This window comes from Stenotrophomonas sp. YJH_SMC_105-26 (assembly GCF_059368915.1).
On record NZ_JCAFSD010000014.1, the window covers coordinates 47960 to 67254 of the forward strand.

The 19295-nt window shown below is 66.5% G+C and carries 18 protein-coding genes; 7 read left to right on the top strand and 11 right to left on the bottom strand.

Annotation, left to right across the window (positions count from 1 at the left end; all coding sequences use genetic code 11):
* The first annotated feature begins 5 nt into the window (after nucleotides 1–5).
* Both AC5P7F_RS20485 and AC5P7F_RS20490 read left to right on the top strand, forming a co-directional pair.
* Complete coding sequence (locus AC5P7F_RS20485; protein ID WP_014035671.1) at nucleotides 6–1163, top strand: ABC transporter permease; 1158 nt, start codon at nucleotides 6–8, stop codon at nucleotides 1161–1163.
* Between the two features lie 13 nt (nucleotides 1164–1176).
* Nucleotides 1177–2499, top strand: a complete 1323-nt coding sequence (locus tag AC5P7F_RS20490) for an ABC transporter permease (protein WP_032956233.1) — start codon at nucleotides 1177–1179, stop codon at nucleotides 2497–2499.
* Nucleotides 2500–2595: 96 nt separating this feature from the next.
* Here the strand turns inward: AC5P7F_RS20490 and AC5P7F_RS20495 are convergent, their stop codons facing one another.
* Nucleotides 2596–2913: a YrhB domain-containing protein gene (locus AC5P7F_RS20495; protein ID WP_239510533.1), complete on the bottom strand. Its 318-nt coding sequence runs from the start codon at nucleotides 2911–2913 to the stop codon at nucleotides 2596–2598.
* Nucleotides 2914–3232: 319 nt separating this feature from the next.
* Here AC5P7F_RS20495 and AC5P7F_RS20500 point away from each other — a divergent pair, with 319 nt between their 5' ends.
* Entirely contained in the window at nucleotides 3233–6058 is a 2826-nt protein-coding gene (locus AC5P7F_RS20500; RefSeq protein ID WP_495204200.1) for a TonB-dependent receptor, read from the top strand.
* A gap of 207 nt (nucleotides 6059–6265) precedes the next feature.
* Here the strand turns inward: AC5P7F_RS20500 and rarD are convergent, their stop codons facing one another.
* Together rarD and yedA are read right to left on the bottom strand one after the other, a co-directional pair.
* The gene (rarD, locus tag AC5P7F_RS20505) at nucleotides 6266–7162 is read right to left on the bottom strand and encodes an EamA family transporter RarD (protein WP_014645638.1); all 897 of its coding nucleotides are present in this window, start codon (nucleotides 7160–7162) and stop codon (nucleotides 6266–6268) included.
* A complete protein-coding gene (gene yedA / locus AC5P7F_RS20510; RefSeq protein WP_032956239.1) occupies nucleotides 7159–8064 on the bottom strand; it encodes a drug/metabolite exporter YedA in 906 nt (301 codons plus the stop codon). The genes rarD and yedA overlap by 4 nt, the downstream gene beginning before the upstream one ends.
* Before the next feature lie 223 nt (nucleotides 8065–8287).
* On the opposite strand from yedA, the gene AC5P7F_RS20515 reads away from it, so the two are divergent.
* Both AC5P7F_RS20515 and AC5P7F_RS20520 read left to right on the top strand, forming a co-directional pair.
* Complete coding sequence (locus AC5P7F_RS20515) at nucleotides 8288–9622, top strand: MFS transporter (RefSeq protein WP_014645636.1); 1335 nt, start codon at nucleotides 8288–8290, stop codon at nucleotides 9620–9622.
* A 67-nt stretch (nucleotides 9623–9689) separates the two neighbouring features.
* Nucleotides 9690–9986, top strand: a complete 297-nt coding sequence (locus AC5P7F_RS20520; protein WP_164077838.1) for a hypothetical protein — start codon at nucleotides 9690–9692, stop codon at nucleotides 9984–9986.
* A gap of 166 nt (nucleotides 9987–10152) precedes the next feature.
* On the opposite strand, the gene AC5P7F_RS20525 is transcribed toward AC5P7F_RS20520, so the two are convergent.
* The 4 genes from AC5P7F_RS20525 to AC5P7F_RS20540 form a co-directional block, all read right to left on the bottom strand.
* Complete coding sequence (locus AC5P7F_RS20525; protein ID WP_014645634.1) at nucleotides 10153–11805, bottom strand: M28 family metallopeptidase; 1653 nt, start codon at nucleotides 11803–11805, stop codon at nucleotides 10153–10155.
* Nucleotides 11806–11910: 105 nt separating this feature from the next.
* The gene (locus tag AC5P7F_RS20530) at nucleotides 11911–12843 is read right to left on the bottom strand and encodes an MBL fold metallo-hydrolase (protein ID WP_164077831.1); all 933 of its coding nucleotides are present in this window, start codon (nucleotides 12841–12843) and stop codon (nucleotides 11911–11913) included.
* 204 nt (nucleotides 12844–13047) lie between these two features.
* Nucleotides 13048–13344: a hypothetical protein gene (locus AC5P7F_RS20535; protein WP_032956243.1), complete on the bottom strand. Its 297-nt coding sequence runs from the start codon at nucleotides 13342–13344 to the stop codon at nucleotides 13048–13050.
* Nucleotides 13345–13547: 203 nt separating this feature from the next.
* Entirely contained in the window at nucleotides 13548–14843 is a 1296-nt protein-coding gene (locus AC5P7F_RS20540; protein ID WP_164077830.1) for a tryptophan--tRNA ligase, read from the bottom strand.
* A 108-nt stretch (nucleotides 14844–14951) separates the two neighbouring features.
* On the opposite strand from AC5P7F_RS20540, the gene AC5P7F_RS20545 reads away from it, so the two are divergent.
* Complete coding sequence (locus AC5P7F_RS20545) at nucleotides 14952–15758, top strand: hypothetical protein (RefSeq protein WP_164077829.1); 807 nt, start codon at nucleotides 14952–14954, stop codon at nucleotides 15756–15758.
* Nucleotides 15759–15831: 73 nt separating this feature from the next.
* Here the strand turns inward: AC5P7F_RS20545 and AC5P7F_RS20550 are convergent, their stop codons facing one another.
* From AC5P7F_RS20550 to rocF, 3 genes are all read right to left on the bottom strand, one after another.
* Nucleotides 15832–16053 carry a CsbD family protein gene (locus tag AC5P7F_RS20550; RefSeq protein ID WP_004153772.1) on the bottom strand — a complete coding sequence of 74 codons (222 nt, stop codon included), beginning with the start codon at nucleotides 16051–16053 and terminating at the stop codon, nucleotides 15832–15834.
* 203 nt (nucleotides 16054–16256) lie between these two features.
* A complete protein-coding gene (locus AC5P7F_RS20555) occupies nucleotides 16257–16394 on the bottom strand; it encodes an entericidin A/B family lipoprotein (protein ID WP_014035659.1) in 138 nt (45 codons plus the stop codon).
* A gap of 160 nt (nucleotides 16395–16554) precedes the next feature.
* Nucleotides 16555–17475: an arginase gene (rocF, locus tag AC5P7F_RS20560; protein WP_032956249.1), complete on the bottom strand. Its 921-nt coding sequence runs from the start codon at nucleotides 17473–17475 to the stop codon at nucleotides 16555–16557.
* A gap of 274 nt (nucleotides 17476–17749) precedes the next feature.
* On the opposite strand from rocF, the gene AC5P7F_RS20565 reads away from it, so the two are divergent.
* Nucleotides 17750–18199 (top strand): hypothetical protein, encoded by a 450-nt coding sequence (locus AC5P7F_RS20565; protein WP_164077828.1) that lies wholly within the window; start codon nucleotides 17750–17752, stop codon nucleotides 18197–18199.
* Between the two features lie 122 nt (nucleotides 18200–18321).
* Here AC5P7F_RS20565 and AC5P7F_RS20570 read toward each other — a convergent pair whose 3' ends face one another.
* Nucleotides 18322–19266: an ankyrin repeat domain-containing protein gene (locus tag AC5P7F_RS20570; protein ID WP_134808434.1), complete on the bottom strand. Its 945-nt coding sequence runs from the start codon at nucleotides 19264–19266 to the stop codon at nucleotides 18322–18324.
* Nucleotides 19267–19295 lie beyond the last annotated feature (29 nt).

Genomic DNA, 19295 nt, shown 5'->3' on the forward strand with positions numbered 1-19295 from the left:
CGGCGATGAAATACTTCTCGTTGGTGTGGGCGCAGCTGTTCCGCAGCCGTACCCGCACGTTGCTGACCCTGCTCTCCGTGGTGGCCGCGTTCCTGCTGTTCGGCATGCTCGATTCGGTGCGCGTGGCATTCACCTCCGGCGGCAGCGTGGAAGGCGCCAACCGCCTGGTGGTCGCATCGCGGCTGTCGATCACCCAGTCGCTGCCGATCCGCCTGGAGGCCCAGGTGCGGCAGGTGGCCGGCGTGCGCGACGTGGCCTATGGCATGTGGTTCGGTGGCATCTACCAGGACCCGAAGAACTTCTTCCCGAACTTCTCGGTGTCCCCCAACTACTTCGATGTCTACCGCGAGCTGCAGATCGACCCGGCACAGCTGGAAGACTGGAAGCAGACCCGTACCGGCGCCATCGTCGGCGAAACCCTGGCCAAGCAGTTCGGCTGGAAGATCGGCGACACCATCCCGCTGCAGGCCACGATCTTCCCGCGTGGCGGCAGCAACGACTGGCCGCTGGTGCTCAAGGGCATCTACCGTTCCAAGGACCGTGCGCTGGCCGCCAACGAAGAACGCCAGTTGATGATGAACTGGAAGTACTTCGATGAATCCAACGACTACATCAAGAACCAGGTGAGCTGGTACACGGTAACGCTGGACAACCCGGACCACTCTTCGCGGGTGGCGCAGGCGATCGACGCGATCTCGGCCAACTCCGACCACGAGACCAAGACCCAGACCGAATCGGCGTTCCAGCAGGCCTTCGTCAAGCAGTTCGCGGATATCGGCATGATCGTCACCTCGATCATGGGCGCGGTGTTCTTCACCCTGCTGCTGTTGACCGGCAACACCATGGCGCAGGCCGTGCGCGAGCGCGTGCCGGAGCTGGCCACGCTGAAAACGCTGGGCTTCAAGGACAGCACCGTGCTGACCCTGGTGATGGTGGAATCGGTGCTGCTGATCGGCCTGGGCGGCCTGATCGGCATGGGCCTGGCCGCGCTGATCCTGCCGGCCATCGGCCCGAAGAGCATGGGCATGCTGCCGCCGCACGTGCCGACGCCAACCTGGCTGATGGGGCTGGGCCTGATCGTGGTGATCGGCATCATCGTCGGCCTGTTGCCGGCGCTGCGTGCCAAGCGCCTGAAGATCGTCGACGCACTGGCCGGTCGCTGAGGAGAACACAGACATGTTCAAGAGCAAACTCAAGAAGTGGCTGGGCAACGGCGTGACGGTGCTGCTGCTGGCGGTCGGCCTGGTGCTGTGGATCAGCCTGCCGTGGACCGGCGTGCTGGCCGTGACCGTGCTGGTGGCCCTGTGGCTTCTGCTGACCCGCGGGGGGCGACTGGCGCTGGCCGCCACCCGTATCGGCGTGGCCAGCCTGCCGCAGCGCTGGGGCGCGTCCTCGGTGATCGTGGTCGGCATCGCCGGCGTGGTCGGCGTGCTCGTGGCAATGCTGGCGATGGGCGAAGGCTTCCAGGCCACGCTCAACAACACCGGCGATGACACCACTGCCATCGTGCTGCGCGGTGGCTCGCAGGCCGAGACCAACTCGGTGATCACCCGCGAGCAGGTACCGATGCTGTCCACCCTGCCCGGCATCAGCCGCGATGCGCAGGGCCGGCCGCTGCTGTCGCCGGAGCTGTCGCAGGTGGTCAACCTGGTGTCGAAGTCCGATGGCACCGACGTCAACGCGCAGTTCCGCGGCGTGGGCCCGCAGGCGTGGGCGGTGCATGACAAGGTCAGGATCGTCGAGGGCCGCAAGTTCGCCACTGGCCTGCGCGAGATCGTGGTCGGCCAGGGCGCCAAGGGCCAGTTCCGCGACATGGAGGTGGGCAGGACACTGACCCTGGGCAACCAGACCTGGACCGTGGTGGGTGTGTTCGCCACCGGCGATGCGCATGATTCGGAACTGTGGACCGACGCCGATACGCTGGCCACCACCTACCAGCGCAGCGCCTGGCAGTCGATCAGCGTGCGCACCGAGGGCAAGGCAGGCTTCGATCAGTTCAAGGCCGCCGTCGCCGCCGACCCGCGCCTGAAACTGGACGTGGAAACCACCCGCGTGTACTACAGCAAGCAGGGCGGCGGGCTGACCAAGTTGATCGACATCCTTGGCAAGGTGATCGGCACGATCATGGCGGTCGGTGCGGTGTTTGGCGCGCTCAACACCATGTATGCGGCCGTCGCCACGCGCGCCCGCGAAATCGCCACCATGCGTGCGATCGGCTTCCGCGGCCTGCCGGTGGTGACGGCAGTGATGCTGGAGACGATGCTGCTGGCGCTGCTCGGTGGCCTGCTCGGCTGTGCGGTGGCGTGGCTGCTGTTCAATGGCTACAGCGTGTCCACCATCGGCAGCAACTTCAGCGCAGTGGTGTTCAAGTTCCATGTGTCGCCGGAACTGCTGTGGACCGGCCTGAAATGGGCACTGGGCATCGGCCTGGTCGGCGGCCTGTTCCCGGCACTGCGCGCGGCACGTTTGCCGATCACCACGGCGCTGCGCGAAACCTGAGCATCGCGCAGCGGTGGACTGCGCATCACGCAAGGGGACGGAGCGAAGGCTCCGTCCCTTTCACGTTGCCGAACTCAGAAATCCGCCGCCGCAGCATCAGACGGCGGGGCCGCGCGCGGCCAGATGCTGGCGAAGGACCTCCTCGGGCGGATACGCCGTGCCCAGCGCGTGCTGCTCGCCTGTGTGCCGGTCGACGAAGATCGGCCCATTGCCGGCCAATGCATCCGAGATTTCGCCGGATTGCAGGTAGCGCAGCGACTGGAAGCAGAACAGCCAGCCTTCGACCACTTCGTGCTCATGCGTGATGGCAACCGGCTCATCGTCGCTGGCAAGTGCAGCCTCCACGCGACGGCGTGCTTCTTCAAGCTGGATCATTCCTTCGTCTCCTGCCTTCGATGACAAGGCGAAGAGCATTTCATGCGGGCACGTGCATCACAACGCCTGCGCGCCTGCATACAAGCGCGTACTGCGACGCGTTGTCGCAACCACTCAAGCGTGCCAGCTTCGTGCCGCTATCGATGCCTCTGCCCATCGCAAACGCAGCGCGCGTGACGCTGCGCACAGCGCATCTGTGGATTGTTGGTTGCGATTCATTTTCGCGCACGTCCAGCGGCGCCGAGACAAACAGTTACGAATGGAAACATTCTAGAATCGCGCCCCCCACGTTGGTTTGCAGCACCCCACGCGCCCATAGAACGGGCGCTTGTTTTTACCGAAACACGAGATTTCACGGATGTCCCTGAAAACCAATCCGCTGCGCAACGCGATCGTCATCGCGCTGGCCGCCAGCTGCACCACCCCCGCCTTCGCACAGAGCACCAGCGATACCCCGACCAACCTCGACCGCATCGAAATCACCGGCTCGCGCATCCGCCAGGCCAGTGTCGAAACCGCACAGCCGGTGGTCGCGCTCAACCGCGCCGAGATCGAGAAGAAGGGCTACGTCAACGTCGCTGACATCCTGCAGGACATTCCTGCCGCCGGTGCGCCGAGCATGAGCCGCGCCTCGTCGCTGACCTCCTCGCGCGACTTCGGCGGCATGTACGTCAGCCTGCGCAACCTGGGCCCGGAACGCAGCCTGGTGCTCATCGACGGCCGCCGCATGGGCATCAGCGCCGGCGGTTACTCCGACCTGGCCTCGATCCCGTCGTCCATCGTCGAGCGCGTGGAAGTGCTGACCGACGGCGCCTCCGCGCTGTACGGCTCCGATGCCATCGCCGGCGTGGTCAACATCATCACCCGCAAGAATTTCGATGGTGGCGAAGCCAGCGTCTATGTCGGCCAGTACGGCCAGGGTGACGGCCAGAAGCGCGCCTACAGCGCGACCTTCGGCAAGACCTTCGAGCGCGGCTGGTTCAGCGTGGGCGCCGAGCGCACCAAGGAAGATGAGGTGCTGGGCAAGGACCGCGAGTTCAGCCGTTACACCAACGGCCCGCGCCACCCCAACGATGGCCTCAATGGCAACACCCCGTGGGGCTACGTCACCGTCGGTGGCAAGAACCTGACGGTGGGCCCGGGCGGCGACCCGGGCAAGGCCGGCAACTTCCATGCGCCGGACCCGGCTGATGGTGCCAACACCAAGTCGAACATGAGCCTGCTGACAGGCCTGGAACGCACCTCGGTGTTCGCCAACGGTGGCTTCTCGATCACCGACAACCTGCGCATCGTCGCCGACGCGTTGTACAGCAAGCGCGAGTCGACCAAGCACCTGGCCGGTTACCCGTACTCGGTCAGCGCCGCGCAGGCCCGCAATGGCAGCCGTGCCGCCCTGTCCAAGGACAGCGCGTTCAACCTGTGGGGCCAGGATGCGCTGTTCGCGCACCGTACCGAGGAACTGCCGCGCGGCACCGAGAACAACCTGGAAACCAAGCGCGCCAGCATTGGTCTGGAAGGCAGCTTCGAAACCGGTTCGCGGTACTGGGACTGGAACGTCAACTACATGTACAACCGCAACGAAGGCGAGCGCATCGGTACCGGCAGCATGTACCAGCCGCACGTCAACCTGGCCGTCGGCCCGTCCTTCATGGACGGCAACGTGGCCCGCTGCGGTGCGCCGGGCGCGGTGATCGCCGGCTGCGTGCCGTGGAACCCGGCCGCCCCGATGGGTTACACCGGACCCGGCTCGCTGAGCAACCAGGACGTGCAGGACTACCTGTTCACCCGCTTCGTCGACAAGATGCAGAGCACCACCAAGGTCGCCAGCGGCAACATCTCCGGCTCGCTGTTCACCCTGCCGGCCGGCGACATCCTGGCCGCGATGGGCTTCGAGCACCGCAGCGAAGAAGCCAGCTACACTCCGGACACGATGGTGCAGAAGGGCGAGATCGCCGGCACCAGCGGCCAGCCGACCCGCGGCAACTACTCGCTCAACGAGGTCTACCTGGAGCTGCAGGTGCCGCTGCTGGCCGACCTGCCGTTCGCCCGCGAACTGTCGCTGGACATGGCCGGCCGCTACTCGGACTACAACAACTTCGGTTCGACCACCAACAGCAAGTTCGGCCTGAAGTGGAAGCCGATCGACAGCCTGCTGGTGCGCGCCACCTACGGCACCGGCTTCCGTGCGCCGACCGTGGATGACCTGTACGGCGGCACCGTCAGCAGCCGCGACTCGTTCACCGATCCGTGCGATACCTCCTTCGGTACCGCCGCCACCAGCCCGACCGTCGCTGCCCGCTGCCAGGCGCTGAAGGTGCCGGCCAACTTCCGCCAGCTCAACAGCGATGGCAGCGTGGCCACCAAGCCCGGCCAGCAGGCCACCACCGATTTCAGCTCGGGCTCCAACCCGGGCCTGAAGCCGGAAACCGCCAAGACCTGGACCGTCGGCCTGGTCTACAGCCCGGACTTCGTGCAGGGCCTGGACGTCAGCCTGGACTGGTGGAAGATCCGCATCGACAACGCCATCGTCGGTGAGTCGGCCACCAACATCCTGGAACAGTGCTACGTGCAGGGTTCGGATGCCGCCTGCGGCCGCTTCACCCGTGGCAGCAACGGCCAGGTCAACTCGCTGGACCGCTCGCTGGTCAACGCGGGCTACCGCGAAACCGCCGGCTATGACATCAACGTGCGCTACCGCCTGCCGGAAACCGCGTTCGGCAAGTTCGCCGTCAACTGGAACACCACCTACACCGACTACCTGGAGCAGCGCAACGACAGCGCCGCCACCACCCCGGTGGAACAGCGTACCGGTTGGGCCGGCGACTTCCGCGTGCGCTCCACCTTCAACCTGGATTGGCAGTACGGCGACCTCGGCATCGGCTGGACCGCGCGCTACTACTCCAGCATGAAGGAGAAGTGCTCGTACATGGATGAGTGCAACATGCCGGGCTTCAACTCGTCGTACACCAGCGCGTCGCCGACCAACAAGGTGGGCTCCAACACCTTCCACGACCTGCAGGTGCGTTACAGCCTGCCGTCGGATGGCACCGTGTCGCTGGGCGTGAACAACGTGTTCAACCACCAGGGTCCGATCATGTACAGCCAGCCGAACAGCAGCTTCACCTACTACGGTGGCTTCGACATCGGCCGCTTCATGTACATGAAGTACCAGCAGCGCTTCTAAGCCTGCAACCGCGTTCCCGCCACGGCCATCCCTCTCTCCTGGCCGTGGATGGAAGCAGAACGGCGCCCCTCGGGGCGCCGTTCTTTTTTGGGTGGAAGCGGCTCGGATCCCTTCGCCCTGCGAAGTGCTCTGACCCCACGCGACGGATAGAACAGGGTCAGAGCCCTCCGCGTTGCGGAGGGATCCGACCCCGCAGCCCCGCCGGCGCTAGCGCTTGGCGCGCATCGTGCGGATGTTGTCGCCGACGAACAGGATCAGGCCGGCCCAGATCGCGGCAAAGCCGATCGCCTTGGCGGTATCGAACGCTTCGTGGAAGAAGAACACGCCCAGCAGCAGCTGCAGGCTCGGTGCGATGTACTGCAGGATGCCGACCAGCGACAGCGGAATGCGCTTCACGCCGTAGGCAAAGCCGATCAGCGGTACGGCGGTGACTGCGCCACCGAAGATCAGCAGCAGGTCGTTGCGCCAGCCCCAGCCATGGAAGAACGCACCGCCATGGCCGTTTTCCGCCCAGATCGCGAAGGCCAGCGCCGGCAGGAACAGGTACATGCTTTCCACGCCCAGGCCGGCCACCGGGTCGACCGAGACCAGCTTGCGCAGCAGGCCATACAGGCCGAACGAACAAGCCAGGCCGAGCGCGATCCACGGCGGTGTGCCGGCGTCGATGGTCAGCCAGGCCACGCCCACCGCCGCCATCGCCACCGCCACCCATTGCAGGCGGCGCAGGCGTTCCTTCAGCACCAGCACGCCCAGCAGCACGTTCACCAGCGGGTTGATGAAGTAGCCCAGGCTGGTCTCGATGACATGGCCGGCGTTGACCGCCCAGATGTACAGGCCCCAGTTGAAGGCGATGGTCAGGCTCGACACCAGCAGGATCGGCAGCGCGCGCGGCTGCGCGGCGATCTTCTGCCACCAGCCCAGGCGCGAGCTGATCAGCAGCCAGCCCAGCACCAGCACGGTGCTCCAGATGATGCGGTGGGCGATGATCTGGAACGAAGGCACCTCGTTGAGCAGGTGCCAGTACACCGGCACCAGGCCCCAGATCACGAAGGTGGACGCGGTGACCAGCAGGCCCCGGCGTTGTTCTTTCTCGTCCATGCTCATCTCTTTCGCGTCCTTGCCATCGTCAGTACCACCACACCCAGGAGAATCACCGCCATCGCCAGCAGGTCGCGCCAGCCGAAACGCTCACCGTTGAGCAGCGCGCCGAGCAGCACCGCGATCACCGGATTGACGTACGCATAGCTGCCGGCCAGCGCCGGGCGCACGTTCTGCAGCAGCCACACGTAGGCAGTGAACGCGACGATGGAGCCGAACACGCACAGGTACGCCATCGCCAGCAGGCCACCGGTATCGGGCAGCGTGCTCGGGCGCTCGCCGACCGCCAGGCCGATCAGCACCAGCAGCGCGCCACCGCAGATCATCTGCCCGGCCGCGGTCATGAACGGGCCCGGCAGGTCCAGCCCGCGTGCCCACACCGAACCGAACGCCCAGCCGATCGGCGCGATCAGCAGCAGCACCAGCCCGGTCGGCGAGGCGGTCAGGCTGCTGCCGGCATTGAGCCAGACCACACCGAGGAAGCCGATGGCGATGCCCAGCCACTCACCGCGGCTGGCGTGCTGGCCGCGCAGTGCCGAGAACAGTGCCATCCACAGCGGCACCGAGGCCACCGCGGTGGCGGCCAGGCCCGAGGAGACCTCGCGCTCGGCCAGCACCACCATGCCGTTGCCCAGCACCAGCATGGTCACGCCCATGATGACCAGGTTGCGCCATTGCCGCAGGGTCGGGTTCGGCAGCTTCCAGAACAGGCGCAGCGCCAGGAACATCAGGCCGCCGGCAATGATGAAGCGGCTGCCGGAGACCATCGTCAGCGGCAGTGCGCCGCCGTGCAGGGCCTTGGCGATGCCCAGGTAGGTCGAGCCCCAGACCACGTAGACCAGCAGCAGTGCCAGCGCGACAAGGCCACCCCGGGGGGCAGCCGCAGACGAAGAGGGGGGAGCCGACATGACACACCAGGGAGCCGGGGGAAGGCGGATTCTAGGACGTTTTGAGTATGGTCCGGGACCCCATGCGGTGGCACGCTGTCATCCATCCATGCACCCTGCTCTGGTCTGCTACCCCGTGTTGACGGTCGATGCAGTACCAAGAGGGCTGCCCGGCCGCGCCGCCCCAAGGCCGGGCGCCGTTTTCCCTGCGCACGGACGCGCCGCATCGAGGATTCCCACCCAGATGAGCACCACGCCCCAACCTGCTGTCCCCGCGAACGACCGCGCCGCCCTGCGGCGGTCGATCTCCAACACCCTCAAAGGCTCCGCCGGCAACCTGGTGGAGTGGTACGACGTCTACGTGTACTCGGTGTTCGCCGTGTACTTCGAATCGCAGTTCTTCTCGCCCGACGACAAGAACTCCACGATGTACGTGTGGGCGATCTTCGCCGCGACCTTCCTGATGCGCCCGATCGGCGCCTGGTTCTTCGGCCGCTTCGCCGACCGCCATGGCCGCCGCCTGGCGCTGACCGTCTCGGTCACGTTGATGGCGCTGTGCTCGTTCCTGATCGCCATCACCCCCACCGCCGCCAGCATCGGCATCTGGGCCGCGGTCATCCTGCTGTTCGCACGGCTGCTGCAGGGCTTCGCCACCGGTGGCGAGTACGGCGCCAGCGCCACCTACATGTCCGAAGCCGCCATTCCCGGCCGCCGCGGCTTCCTGTCGTCCTTCCACTACGTCACCCTGGTTGGCGGCCACGTGCTGGCCCAGCTGACCCTGCTGCTGATGCTGACCTTCTGGGGCAAGCCGGAAATCTCCGAGTGGGGCTGGCGCATCGCCTTCGGCATCGGCGGCATCGCCGCGGTGGTGGTGTTCTGGCTGCGCCGTGGCATGGACGAGTCGCTGTCGGAGTCGTCCATCGAGGCCGCGCGCGAGGGCAAGGCGCAGAAGTCCGGTTCGATGTACGAGCTGTTCGTGCACCAGTGGCGACCGCTGCTGCTGTGCTTCCTGATCACCGCCGGCGGCACCGTGGCCTTCTACACCTACTCGGTGAACGGCCCGAAGATGATCCAGAGCGCCTTCGCCGGCAACGATCCGATGACCGGCACCCTGATCAACCTGGGCGTGCTGGCCTTCCTGATGGTGCTGCAGCCGGTCGGTGGCTGGCTGTCGGACATCATCGGCCGCAAGACCCTGCTGGTGTTCTTCGGCGTCGGCGGCGTGCTGTACAGCTGGTACCTGATCACCCAGCTGCCGCACCAGCATGACGCCACCCTGGCCTTCCTGACCCTGGCGCTGGCCTTCGTCATCCTCACCGGCTACACCTCCATCAACGCGGTGGTGAAGGCCGAGCTGTTCCCCACCCACGTGCGTGCACTGGGCGTGGGCCTGGGCTATGCGCTGGCCAACTCGCTGTTCGGTGGCACCGCCCCGCTGCTGTACCAGGGCGCGCTGAAGACCGGCCACGTCGATTGGTTCGCCCTCTACGTGACTGCCACGATCGCGGTATCGTTGGTGGTCTATGTGTTCTTCCTCACCAACAAGGGCCCGAACTGGCTCGACGGCACCCGCAAGTAAGCGCGTTGCCCTGATCGCGGCCACCGGTGCAATGCCGGTGGCCGCTGCGTCTCCCGCTCCTCCACTGATGTGGATCGCGATGACGCTGGCCGCAGCCACGGCACTGGCCTGGCTGCTGCGCCGCCCCAGCGCACAGGCCGCATGGCCACGCATCGGTTTCGGGATCGCCCTGCTGCTGTTCTGCGCCGCACTGGCGCTGCAGCTGGCAGTGGACCTGGGCAGCGGCCACAGCTCGCTGCAACTGCGCCTGCATCGCGGCGTCAACGGCGGATCGCTGGTCGGCCTGCGCACGATGGTGGCGTGCTATCTGGCAGCGCTCGCCGCCAGCGGCTGGGGCGCGTGGAAGCTGCTGCGCCGGCGCTGACGAACACCCGGTCGTGCCGGCCGCTGGCCGACACCTCCACATTCCTTTGGTAGTGCCGGCCGCTGGCCGGCAACGCCACCTTCTTTCGGTAGTGCCGGCCGCTGGCCGGCAACCTCATGAACCTCCGGAAAGAGCAGGCAGTTGCCGGCCAGCGGCCGGCACTACCTCAGCGGCGGGCCGCTTCGCTCTTGTCGCGCGCGCCGCGGAACTCCGATTCCTTTTCCCACGTCGGCCAGCGGCGGCTGTTGGCCAGCTCCGCGCCCAGATCGTACACCAGTAGGGTATCGGCAGCGTGGCCGCTCGGGTCCCAGCGCGGCGTCCAGGCATCGCAGGCCTGGTGGTAGCAATCGGCGAAGTACTTCTCGCGCAGCGCGCGGCCGGCTTCAACCCCACCGTCCAGCTTGTCCAGGCCCGGGCCGATGGTGATTGCCGGCACGCCCAGGCGGGCGAAGGCGAAGTGGTCAGCGCGGTAGAAGAAGCCCGCTTCCAGGTTCGGGTCCGGGCTGTAGCTGCGGCCACGGGCCTTGGCCACGCGTTCCAGGTCGCCTTCCAGCGAGACCCGGCCTTTGCCCCACGACGCGATGTCGCGGGTCGGGCCATCCGGGCTGAACATCTCGATGTTCAGCACCGCGGCGGTCTTGTCCAGCGGCGCCAGCGGGTGCGCGGCGTAGTAGCTGGCGCCCAGCAGGCCCTTCTCTTCGGCGGTCAGCGCCACGAAGTACAGCGTGCGCTGCGGCTGCGGGCCGGCGGCGAACACCCGGCCCAGTTCCAGCACCGTGGCCACGCCGGTGGCGTTGTCGATCGCACCGCGGCGGATGCGGTCGCCCTTGGCGTCGGGCTGGCCGATACCGAAGGCATCCCAGTGCGCAGAGAAGATCACCGCCTCGTCGCCATGCTCGCCACCGGGCAGCTTGGCCACCACGTTGCGGGTCACCACCTGCTCGCGCTTCAGCGCGAAGTCCACGCTCAGCTTGGCGTTGTCCAGTGCCACCGGGCGGAAGTCGGCGCGCATCGCCTTGCGCTTCTCGGCATCGAAGTCGAGGCCGGCGTCGGCGAAAATCGCCTCGGCCAGCTCGCGCTGCATCCAGCCCCGCAGCGGCGTGTGCTGCGCCATCGCCTCGTCCTGGCCGCGCTCGATGTCGAACAGCGGCGATGTGCCCGAGCTCTTCACCGTGGCCCAGCCGTAGGCGGCCGGCGCGGTCTCGTGCACGATCAGCACGCCTTCGGCGCCACGGCGTGCGGCTTCCTCGAACTTGTAGGTCCAGCGGCCGTAGTAGGTCACCGCCTTGCCGTCAAACGCGCCCGGCGCATCGGCCTCGAAATCAGCATCGTTGATCAGCACCACGGCGATCTTGCCGTGCAGGTCCACGTCCTTGTAGTCGTTCCACTGGCGTTCCGGCGCATCGATGCCATAGCCGACGAACACCAGCGGCGCATTCCTGATCTGCACGCGCTTGCGCGGCTGCAGGCTCTGCAGGGTCACGTCCACGCCATTGGCCAGCGCACGCTTGCCCTGCTTCAGCGACAGGCTGGCCTTGGCCGGGCCGTCCAGCTGCGCGCGCACCAACGGGACCGGCTGCACCCAGCTGCCATCCACGCCGCCGGGCTGCAGGCCGTAGCTGCGGAACTGCTCGATCAGGTACTGCACCGTGCGCTCTTCACCCTCGGTGGCCGGCGCGCGGCCCTCGAATTCATCCGACGCCAGAACGCGCACATGGCGCGACAGCGCCTGCGGATCGATGCCGCCACCCGGCAGGTCGTTGGCCGCATGGGCAAGGCCACCGACGAACAGGCAGGACGACAGCAGCAACACGCGCATCGGATTCACGGCAGTACCACGGCTAGCTTGGAAGTCACCAGAGTGTAACGTGGTCGTGACATCACGGCGCGGCTTGGGCCTGCGTCATCCACGCAGGGCGTGGATCTACCTGCTGATGCGATCCAGCCAGCAGGCCAGGCCCTGTGCGTTGAGCTCGATATCCATCGCCAGCACGGTGGTCACTGCCGCATCGTCCAGCGCACAGCCATGCAGCTGTGCACGTTCCAGATACAGCGCCTGCAACGCGGCCAACAGGCAACGATGGCGGTCCGGTCGACCGTCGCACTGGCGGCCAATGGCGGCCATCGCATCGATCTGCTCGAACAGGTCGCCGGCCAGTTTCTCCACCTGTTCCACACGACCGTAGTGGGTCAGGTACATCGCCTGCGGGCCGTAGCCCAGCATGCGCTGGATCGAGGCCTTCATCGCCTCCGGGTCGAACTGCACCGGCGAGGAGGTCGGGAAGATGAAAGCGCCCTGCACGCTGTCCAGCTCGCGGTAGGAGATACCGAAGGTATCGCCGGTGAACCAGCTGCGGCTGCGCGCATCCCATACGCAATAGTGGTGCAGCGCGTGACCCGGCGTGTGCAGCAGCACCAGCTCGCGGCCGGCCAGATCGATGCGGTGGCCGTCTTCGGCCACCACCACGCGCGACTCCGGAATCGCCTCGATGCGGCCATAGCTGCGCGCGATCTCTTCGGCGCCATACACCGCCGTGGCACCGGCGATCAGCCGGGTCGGGTCGATCATGTGCGGCGCACCGCGCGGGTGCAGCACCGCCTTTGCGTTGGGCAGCTGCTGCATCAGCAGGCCGGCGCCGCCGGCGTGGTCCAGGTGCACGTGCGTGAGCAGCAACCAGTCCACCGCTTCCACGCCCAGGCCGGCATCCGCCAGCGCCTGCAGCATCGCCGGCACCGACAGGCCGGTGCCGCAGTCGACAAACGCGGCGCGGCCGTTTTCAACGATCAGGTAAGCCGCGTCGAAGTCCGGGCGCTGGAAGCCGGTATCGATGGTGTGGATGCTGGGGTCGGCGGTCATCGGCACGCACCTGGCAGGATCGGGAACAGACGCCCATGGTAGGCGCGCAGGCGGCCCGGGTTCGATGCGGCTTTGGTCGGAGTCCAGATTCCGTAGAGCCGAGCCCATGCTCGGCTGCCTTTCTGCCAGACATCAGCCGAGCATGGGCTCGGCTCTACAGAGGGCGCGTGCAGTCGAGCATGGCTCGACTCTACAAAGGCGGGGTTACCGGTCCAGCCAGCGCGGTCGCAGCAGCAACGCGAGCACCAGCACCGCCAGGAACGCGCCGTAGGCGTACAGCACCGCCAGCACCTGCGGCCAGATCGGGCCGGCGCCGGGTTGCACCACGCCGATGCGGTAGCCCCACAGCATCGACACAATGCTCAGCGCGAACGCCAATACCAGGGTGGTGCCATCGAACAGGCGCCGCCGCGCGGTACGCGGCTGGCGCGGGAACAGCCAGTACAGGCTGCCCAGCAGCAGGAACCAGGGCAGGAACAGCAGCAGCGACAACCAGGCCATCGCAGACTCCATGTCATCGCGCCGGCGGCGCGCGGACATCATGCCATGGGTGCTGTGCCACGGTCGTGCCGGCGGGGGCGTCCCTGTAGAGCCGAGCCCATGCTCGGCTGCGTTGCTACCCAGCCGAGCACGGGCTCGGCTCTACAGGGGCGGAGCAAAGTCGAGCATGGCTCGACTCTACAAAGGGCAGGCAGGCCCGGCGATCAGGCCGCTTCGCGCAGCACGGCCAGCGCGGCCAGCACGGCGTCCACCTCGGCGTCCAGCTTGAACAGCTCGCTCTGCAGCTGGTCGCCCTGCTCGGCCTGCTTGATCACGGCAATCAGCTGGCCGGCATCACGCGGCGAATCGAAGCCTTCGCTCTGGATCAGCAGCGTGCCGTCGCCGGCGGTCAGCTTGAAGTAGAACCGGCCGTCCTTCTCGCGGTACTGCTTGAATTGCGGCGGCGCCACGCGGGCCACGCCGGCATCTTCGCTGGCGATGTCGCCCGCCGTGGACAGGTCGCGCAGACCCACGGCGTGGCGCAGTTCTTCCAGCAGCGGTGCCGCCAACTGCTCGCGCAGCTGCTGCCCACGGCGCTTGAGCAGCGCTTCGATCTTCTCCGGCTCGGCCATCAGCGCGTTGTAGCGCTCGCGCAGCGGCGACAGTTCGCTGTCGATGCGCTCGAACAGCTGCTGCTTGGCGTCACCCCAGCTGATGCCGGCAGCGAACGCCTTGGCGAACTCTGCGGTCTGTTCCGGCGTGGCGAACGCCTGGTACATCTGGAACAGCGCCGAGCCTTCGGTGTCCTTCGGCTCACCCGGTGCGCGCGAGTCGGTCAGGATAGAGAACACAAGCTTCTTCAGCTCCTCGCGCGGCACGAACAGCGGAATGGTGTTGTGGTAGCTCTTGCTCATCTTGCGGCCATCCAGGCCGGCCAGCGTCGCCACCTGCTCATCGATCACCACGTCCGGCAGCGGGAAGTACTCCTTGCCGTACACGTGGTTGAAGCGCTGGGCGAAATCGCGCGCCATCTCGATGTGCTGGATCTGGTCACGGCCCACCGGCACCTGGTTGGCCTTGAAGATCAGGATGTCGGCGGCCATCAGCACCGGGTACATGAACAGGCCGGCGCTGACGCCTGCGTCCTCGTCCACGCCTTCCTCGCGGTTCTTGTCCACTGCGGCCTTGTAGGCGTGCGCCCGGTTGAGGATGCCCTTGCTGGCGATGGCGGTCAGGAACCACATCAGCTCGGTGGTCTCGCGGATGTCGCTCTGGCGGTAGAACCACACGTGTTCCGGGTCCAGGCCGCAGGCCAGCCAGCTGGCCGCGATCTCCAGGGTCGCGCGCTGGGTGCGCTGCGGGTCCTGCGACTTGATCAGGCTGTGCAGGTCGGCCAGGAAGAAGAAGCTCTCGATCCCCGTCGCGCGGCTGGCGGCGATGGCCGGACGGATGGCGCCAACGTAGTTGCCCAGGTGGGGCGTGCCGGAGGGGGTGATGCCGGTAAGGACTCGGGTCGTCATGACTGCGTGGGGTAACCTTCGATGAACGGGGCCAGTTTACCTTGCACGCCACCAACCCCGTCAGGGCCTGCGGTGCGTTCATTCACCCAACCCCGCTGGAGACGCCCGATGAAACGCCTGCTGCCCCTGCTGCTGATCCTGCCCCTGGCCGGCTTCCGCCCGGCGCCGCCTCCACCACCGGCCTACGAAGGCGGCCCGGTGCGCATGACCCTGGTCGACCGCGACCGTGGCACCGAACTGCGCAGCTACCCCGCCGAGGGCCAGCGCTGGGTGGCCGGCGAGCGCGGCCACCGCTACGCCGTGCGCCTGTACAACGACAGCCCGCGCCGGGTGCTGGTGGTGCTGTCGGTGGACGGCGTCAACGCCATCTCCGGCGAGGATGCCGATCCCTCGCAGACCGGCTACGTGCTCAACCCCGGCCAGCGCGCCGACATCACCGGCTGGCGCAAGAGCCAGGACGAAGTGGCGCAGTTCGTGTTCAGCAGCCCCAGCGGCAGCTATGCCAGCCGCACCGGCCGCCCGGACAACATCGGCGTTGTGGGCGTGGCGGTGTTCGAAGAGGCACGTCGCTGGCGCCCCGAGCCGATCCTGCGCCGTGGCCTGCCGCTGCCGGCCCCGGCGGCCGAAGCGGCGGCCGATGCCAGTGCCAGTGCCAATGCCAGCCGCATCGAAGGCTACGCCAGCAAGTCGCAGGCCCCAGCGCTGGGTACCGGCCATGGTGCGCGCGAGCAGTCCTCGGTGCGCGATACCGACTTCGAGCGCGCCAGCCGCAGCCCCGCACAGGTATTGCAGCTGCGCTACGACAGCGCCCGCAACCTGCGTGCGCGCGGCATCCTGGTGGATTCGCCCTCGCGCCTGCCGCGCGAATCGCAGGCGTTCCCCAACCGCTACGTGCCGGACCCGCCGGCGCGCTGATCGTCCGGCGCAGACAACACGACGCCCGCAACCTCACGGTGCGGGCGTCGTGTTGTGGGGGAAACCGAAGCGCTTACTTGTAGTCCGGGTAGTCCTTGCTCACCGCGTCCTGGAACTCGCGCACTTCCTTCTCCGCGCGGTCCTTGGCCCAGCCATAACGTTCCTGCAGGCGGCCGGCCAGATACTCGGCATTGCCTTCGGCCACATCGAAATCGTCGTTGGTCAGATCGCCCCACTTGGCCTGGGCCTTGCCCTTCAGCTGCGACCACTTGCCGGAAATGATGTCTTTGTTCATTGCTGGGAGTCCTTGGTTGCAACGGCGTTCTTACCGTGGCTCCAGCTTCGCGCAGCGGCTGTTGAGTACCGGTCAACCGGCAATGAAATACATGCTCACCTGCTTGAATGGTTCACTCCGCTTCGACAGCCATGCGGCAAACAGCGCGCACAAAAAAGGCCGGGAAGATTCCCGGCCTTTTCGCTTTCCAATCCGCGCCGGGCTCACTTGCCCTTGGCGGCGTCCTCAACTTTTTCACCGGCCTTCTGCACGTCCTTGCCGGCACCGGCAACGGTATTGCAACCGGCCAGCAGGGCCACCGAGAACATCGACAACAGCATCAGGGCAACTACGCGCTTCATGGGCTTCTCCTTGGGTTCGCCGCTACACCGCTTCATTCGCGGATGGGGTTCTGTCGCTCGGCGGGAGGGCACACTGCCACCGCCGCCGCGTGAAGTGCAATCTGGCGGCAGCGGCGTGGAGCGGGTGTGAACGGATCGGCGATCCGTTCAGGCCAGGCCCTCAGTCGCGCATCAGGGTGGACTTGCCGAACAGGCTTTCGACCAGGTCCACGGCCAGTTCGGCGGTGGCATTCTGCTTGTCCAGCAAGGGGTTGAGCTCGACGATGTCCAGCGATCCCATGCGCCCGGTGTCGGCGATCATCTCCATCACCAGCTGCGCCTCGCGGTAGTTCACCCCACCCGGCACCGTGGTGCCCACGCCCGGCGCGATGCTGGGGTCGAGGAAGTCGACGTCGAAGCTGACATGCAGGTGGGTGTTCTCATCGATGCCGGCCAGCGCCGCCTCCACCGCGCGCTTCATGCCGTTCTCATCGATGTAGCGCATGTCGTACACATCCACCTTGTGGGTCTTGATCAGGCGCTTCTCCTCCGGGTCCACCGAGCGGATGCCGATCTGGTGCATCTGCGCCGGGGTGATCGCCGGTGCGCTGCCGCCCAGGTGGGTCAGCGCCTCCGGGCCGAGGCCGCACAGGCAGGCCACCGGCATGCCGTGGATGTTGCCCGACGGGGTGACATCGCTGGTGTTGAAATCCGAGTGCGCATCCAGCCACAGCACGCGCAGGGTCTTGCCCTGCTCGCGGCACCAGCGCGCGACGGCGGTGATCGAACCGATCCCCAGGCAGTGGTCGCCGCCGAGCATGATGGGCATGCGGCCGGCCTGCAGCTCGGCGTAGCTGGCTTCCATCAGTGCATGGTTCCACGCCACCACTTCATCCAGATGGCGGTAGCCTTCCACCGGCGCGGTCCACGGGTTGCGCGGGCCATCCAGATTGCCCACGTCACGCACGTCCACACCACGTGCTTCCAGCGCCTCCGGCAGGCCCGCCACGCGCAGCGCCTCCGGCCCCAGCCGTGCACCGCGATGGCCCGCACCGACATCGGTGGGAACGCCAATCAGGGATACGGAGATGGGATGGGCCATGGGTGCCTCCTGCGGTGCGGAAAAAGAAGCACAGTCTAGCCAGAGCTGTGTGACACCACTCGCGGCGGTGCAGCAGGGCAATACCCGGATCGCCGCGAGCACAAAGGCGCCCCGGTCAGGCATTCCAGCGCTGAGCGGTCAGAAATCCGCCCTTCCTTGATCCACTTCACACCCGAGTCGGCATCGCCTCTTACCCACGGCGGTCCTTGTGTCCACCCTGCGTCGGCACCCGGACGGTGCGGCTTCATTTCCCCAACCCTGGAGAACGACGCACATGAAACATGCACTCAATGGATTTGCGGTACTGGCAATTGCCCTGGGCGGACTGTTTCCGGCAGCTGCCAATGCCTCCTCGCAACGCATCACGCATACGGTGACCACCGACGCGTATCCCATGCAGATGGCGAGCGCACGCCAGGTGCTCGACTGGGTGGCGCAGCGGGTAAAGCCGTCGTTCGCCCCGCAGGGCTACGGCAACGTACAGGTGGAACGGCGTGCATTCTCGGTGGGGCGCGCGTCTGCACGCGCGGATGAATCGATTCCGGGAAAGCTGCCGGAGCAGGGCATTCCCGGTGAGATCTACCGGGTGGAAAACCTGCTTCCCGACGGCTCCCTGCAGACGTGGGAATTCACCTGGGTGGAACCCTCGTCCGGCCATGGCGGCGGCTGGGATGTCACCGGGTACACCTACAAGAAGGGCAATGACCCGGTAAACCAGCAGTAACGGGACGGGGGCAATGTTTGCCGCATTGCCCCTTTAGACTCCCGGCCGACGGCGGTCATGTCGGCCTGCGACGGCCTTTACGGCGGCGGAAAATTGGTGACCGACCGTTTGGCGGGCCGCGCTTAGAGGATCGCCGACGACCACTTTTCAACTCGGAACGGGCGCCTTTTCAACACGTCGATACGCCACTGTCCACTCACGCGTCTGAGTACGAACAAGTGCTCGTAACGCAAGGAACTCGACTTCTGAGGATCGTCGCGTACCAGCACTTCCGCCTTCGAGATCCCAAGCCTCGCAACTGATACCAGTAGGTCATCCGGCACATACCGTCGGGGGCTGCCGACTGAAATTCCAGTCGAGTACACACGTTGGCGGTCGGTGCACCAGGCTGTCAAAATATCCGCTTTCTCCTGCTGGAAGCCGGAGCTTCGCAGAAGGTTGCCACCGGACCGGGAATCCTTGTAGCCACGCGTTTCCCATTCGTAATAGGCCAACAAATAGCCACGCACCACTGAGGCGGGTTCACCTTCGGCGTCTGGTTCGGGCCACTCAAGCGCCGGCGCCTCTATCAACGGCGGCGGCAACTGCGCCCCCGCCAACTTCAAACGCGCCACTACGTCTTCGTGCTTGCGGGCATCAGCCATTGCCAGTGCGTTTGTCCCCTCGAAGTTCAACGGTGCGACGGTAGCTCCGCTATCCAGCAACAGTTCGACCATCGCGAGATGGCCGCCCGAAGACGCCAACATCAGCGGCGTGTACCTCGATTCCGGCGAAGCAGCATCCAGCAATGCACCGCGAGCAATCAGCACACGTCCGATTTCCGTATCGCCTGCGTTGGCAGCCCAACCCAGCGCGGTGTAACCCAGTGCAGTGCAGGCGTGCTGGATGTTGGCGCCACGATCCAGTAACCGCTCCACCGAGTCAGCCTTCCCGGCGATCACAGCCGATAGCAGCGGGGTGCGCCCCGTGCCTTTGTGCTGCCACTCGATATCGGCACCCTCATCCAGCAGCGCGTCGATTCGGGCGAGATCCTGCTTCTCAGCTGCTTTGGCCAGAAGATGGGACATATAGGTGCCACCAGACGGGTGTATGGGCG

Excerpts from the sequence above, each read along its gene's own strand:
- AC5P7F_RS20555 (WP_014035659.1), bottom strand. The coding sequence starts at position 16,394 with ATGAAGCGCGTAGTTGCCCTGATGCTGTTGTCGATGTTCTCGGTGGCC.
- AC5P7F_RS20535 (WP_032956243.1), bottom strand. The coding sequence starts at position 13,344 with ATGGCCTGGTTGTCGCTGCTGCTGTTCCTGCCCTGGTTCCTGCTGCTG.
- AC5P7F_RS20540 (WP_164077830.1), bottom strand. The coding sequence starts at position 14,843 with ATGACGACCCGAGTCCTTACCGGCATCACCCCCTCCGGCACGCCCCAC.
- AC5P7F_RS20530 (WP_164077831.1), bottom strand. The coding sequence starts at position 12,843 with ATGACCGCCGACCCCAGCATCCACACCATCGATACCGGCTTCCAGCGC.
- AC5P7F_RS20570 (WP_134808434.1), bottom strand. The coding sequence starts at position 19,266 with ATGTCCCATCTTCTGGCCAAAGCAGCTGAGAAGCAGGATCTCGCCCGA.
- rarD (WP_014645638.1), bottom strand. The coding sequence starts at position 7,162 with ATGAGCATGGACGAGAAAGAACAACGCCGGGGCCTGCTGGTCACCGCG.
- yedA (WP_032956239.1), bottom strand. The coding sequence starts at position 8,064 with ATGTCGGCTCCCCCCTCTTCGTCTGCGGCTGCCCCCCGGGGTGGCCTT.
- AC5P7F_RS20490 (WP_032956233.1), top strand. The coding sequence starts at position 1,177 with ATGTTCAAGAGCAAACTCAAGAAGTGGCTGGGCAACGGCGTGACGGTG.
- AC5P7F_RS20550 (WP_004153772.1), bottom strand. The coding sequence starts at position 16,053 with ATGAACAAAGACATCATTTCCGGCAAGTGGTCGCAGCTGAAGGGCAAG.
- AC5P7F_RS20520 (WP_164077838.1), top strand. The coding sequence starts at position 9,690 with ATGTGGATCGCGATGACGCTGGCCGCAGCCACGGCACTGGCCTGGCTG.
- AC5P7F_RS20515 (WP_014645636.1), top strand. The coding sequence starts at position 8,288 with ATGAGCACCACGCCCCAACCTGCTGTCCCCGCGAACGACCGCGCCGCC.
- AC5P7F_RS20565 (WP_164077828.1), top strand. The coding sequence starts at position 17,750 with ATGAAACATGCACTCAATGGATTTGCGGTACTGGCAATTGCCCTGGGC.
- AC5P7F_RS20545 (WP_164077829.1), top strand. The coding sequence starts at position 14,952 with ATGAAACGCCTGCTGCCCCTGCTGCTGATCCTGCCCCTGGCCGGCTTC.
- AC5P7F_RS20525 (WP_014645634.1), bottom strand. The coding sequence starts at position 11,805 with ATGCGCGTGTTGCTGCTGTCGTCCTGCCTGTTCGTCGGTGGCCTTGCC.
- AC5P7F_RS20485 (WP_014035671.1), top strand. The coding sequence starts at position 6 with ATGAAATACTTCTCGTTGGTGTGGGCGCAGCTGTTCCGCAGCCGTACC.
- rocF (WP_032956249.1), bottom strand. The coding sequence starts at position 17,475 with ATGGCCCATCCCATCTCCGTATCCCTGATTGGCGTTCCCACCGATGTC.
- AC5P7F_RS20500 (WP_495204200.1), top strand. The coding sequence starts at position 3,233 with ATGTCCCTGAAAACCAATCCGCTGCGCAACGCGATCGTCATCGCGCTG.
- AC5P7F_RS20495 (WP_239510533.1), bottom strand. The coding sequence starts at position 2,913 with ATGCTCTTCGCCTTGTCATCGAAGGCAGGAGACGAAGGAATGATCCAG.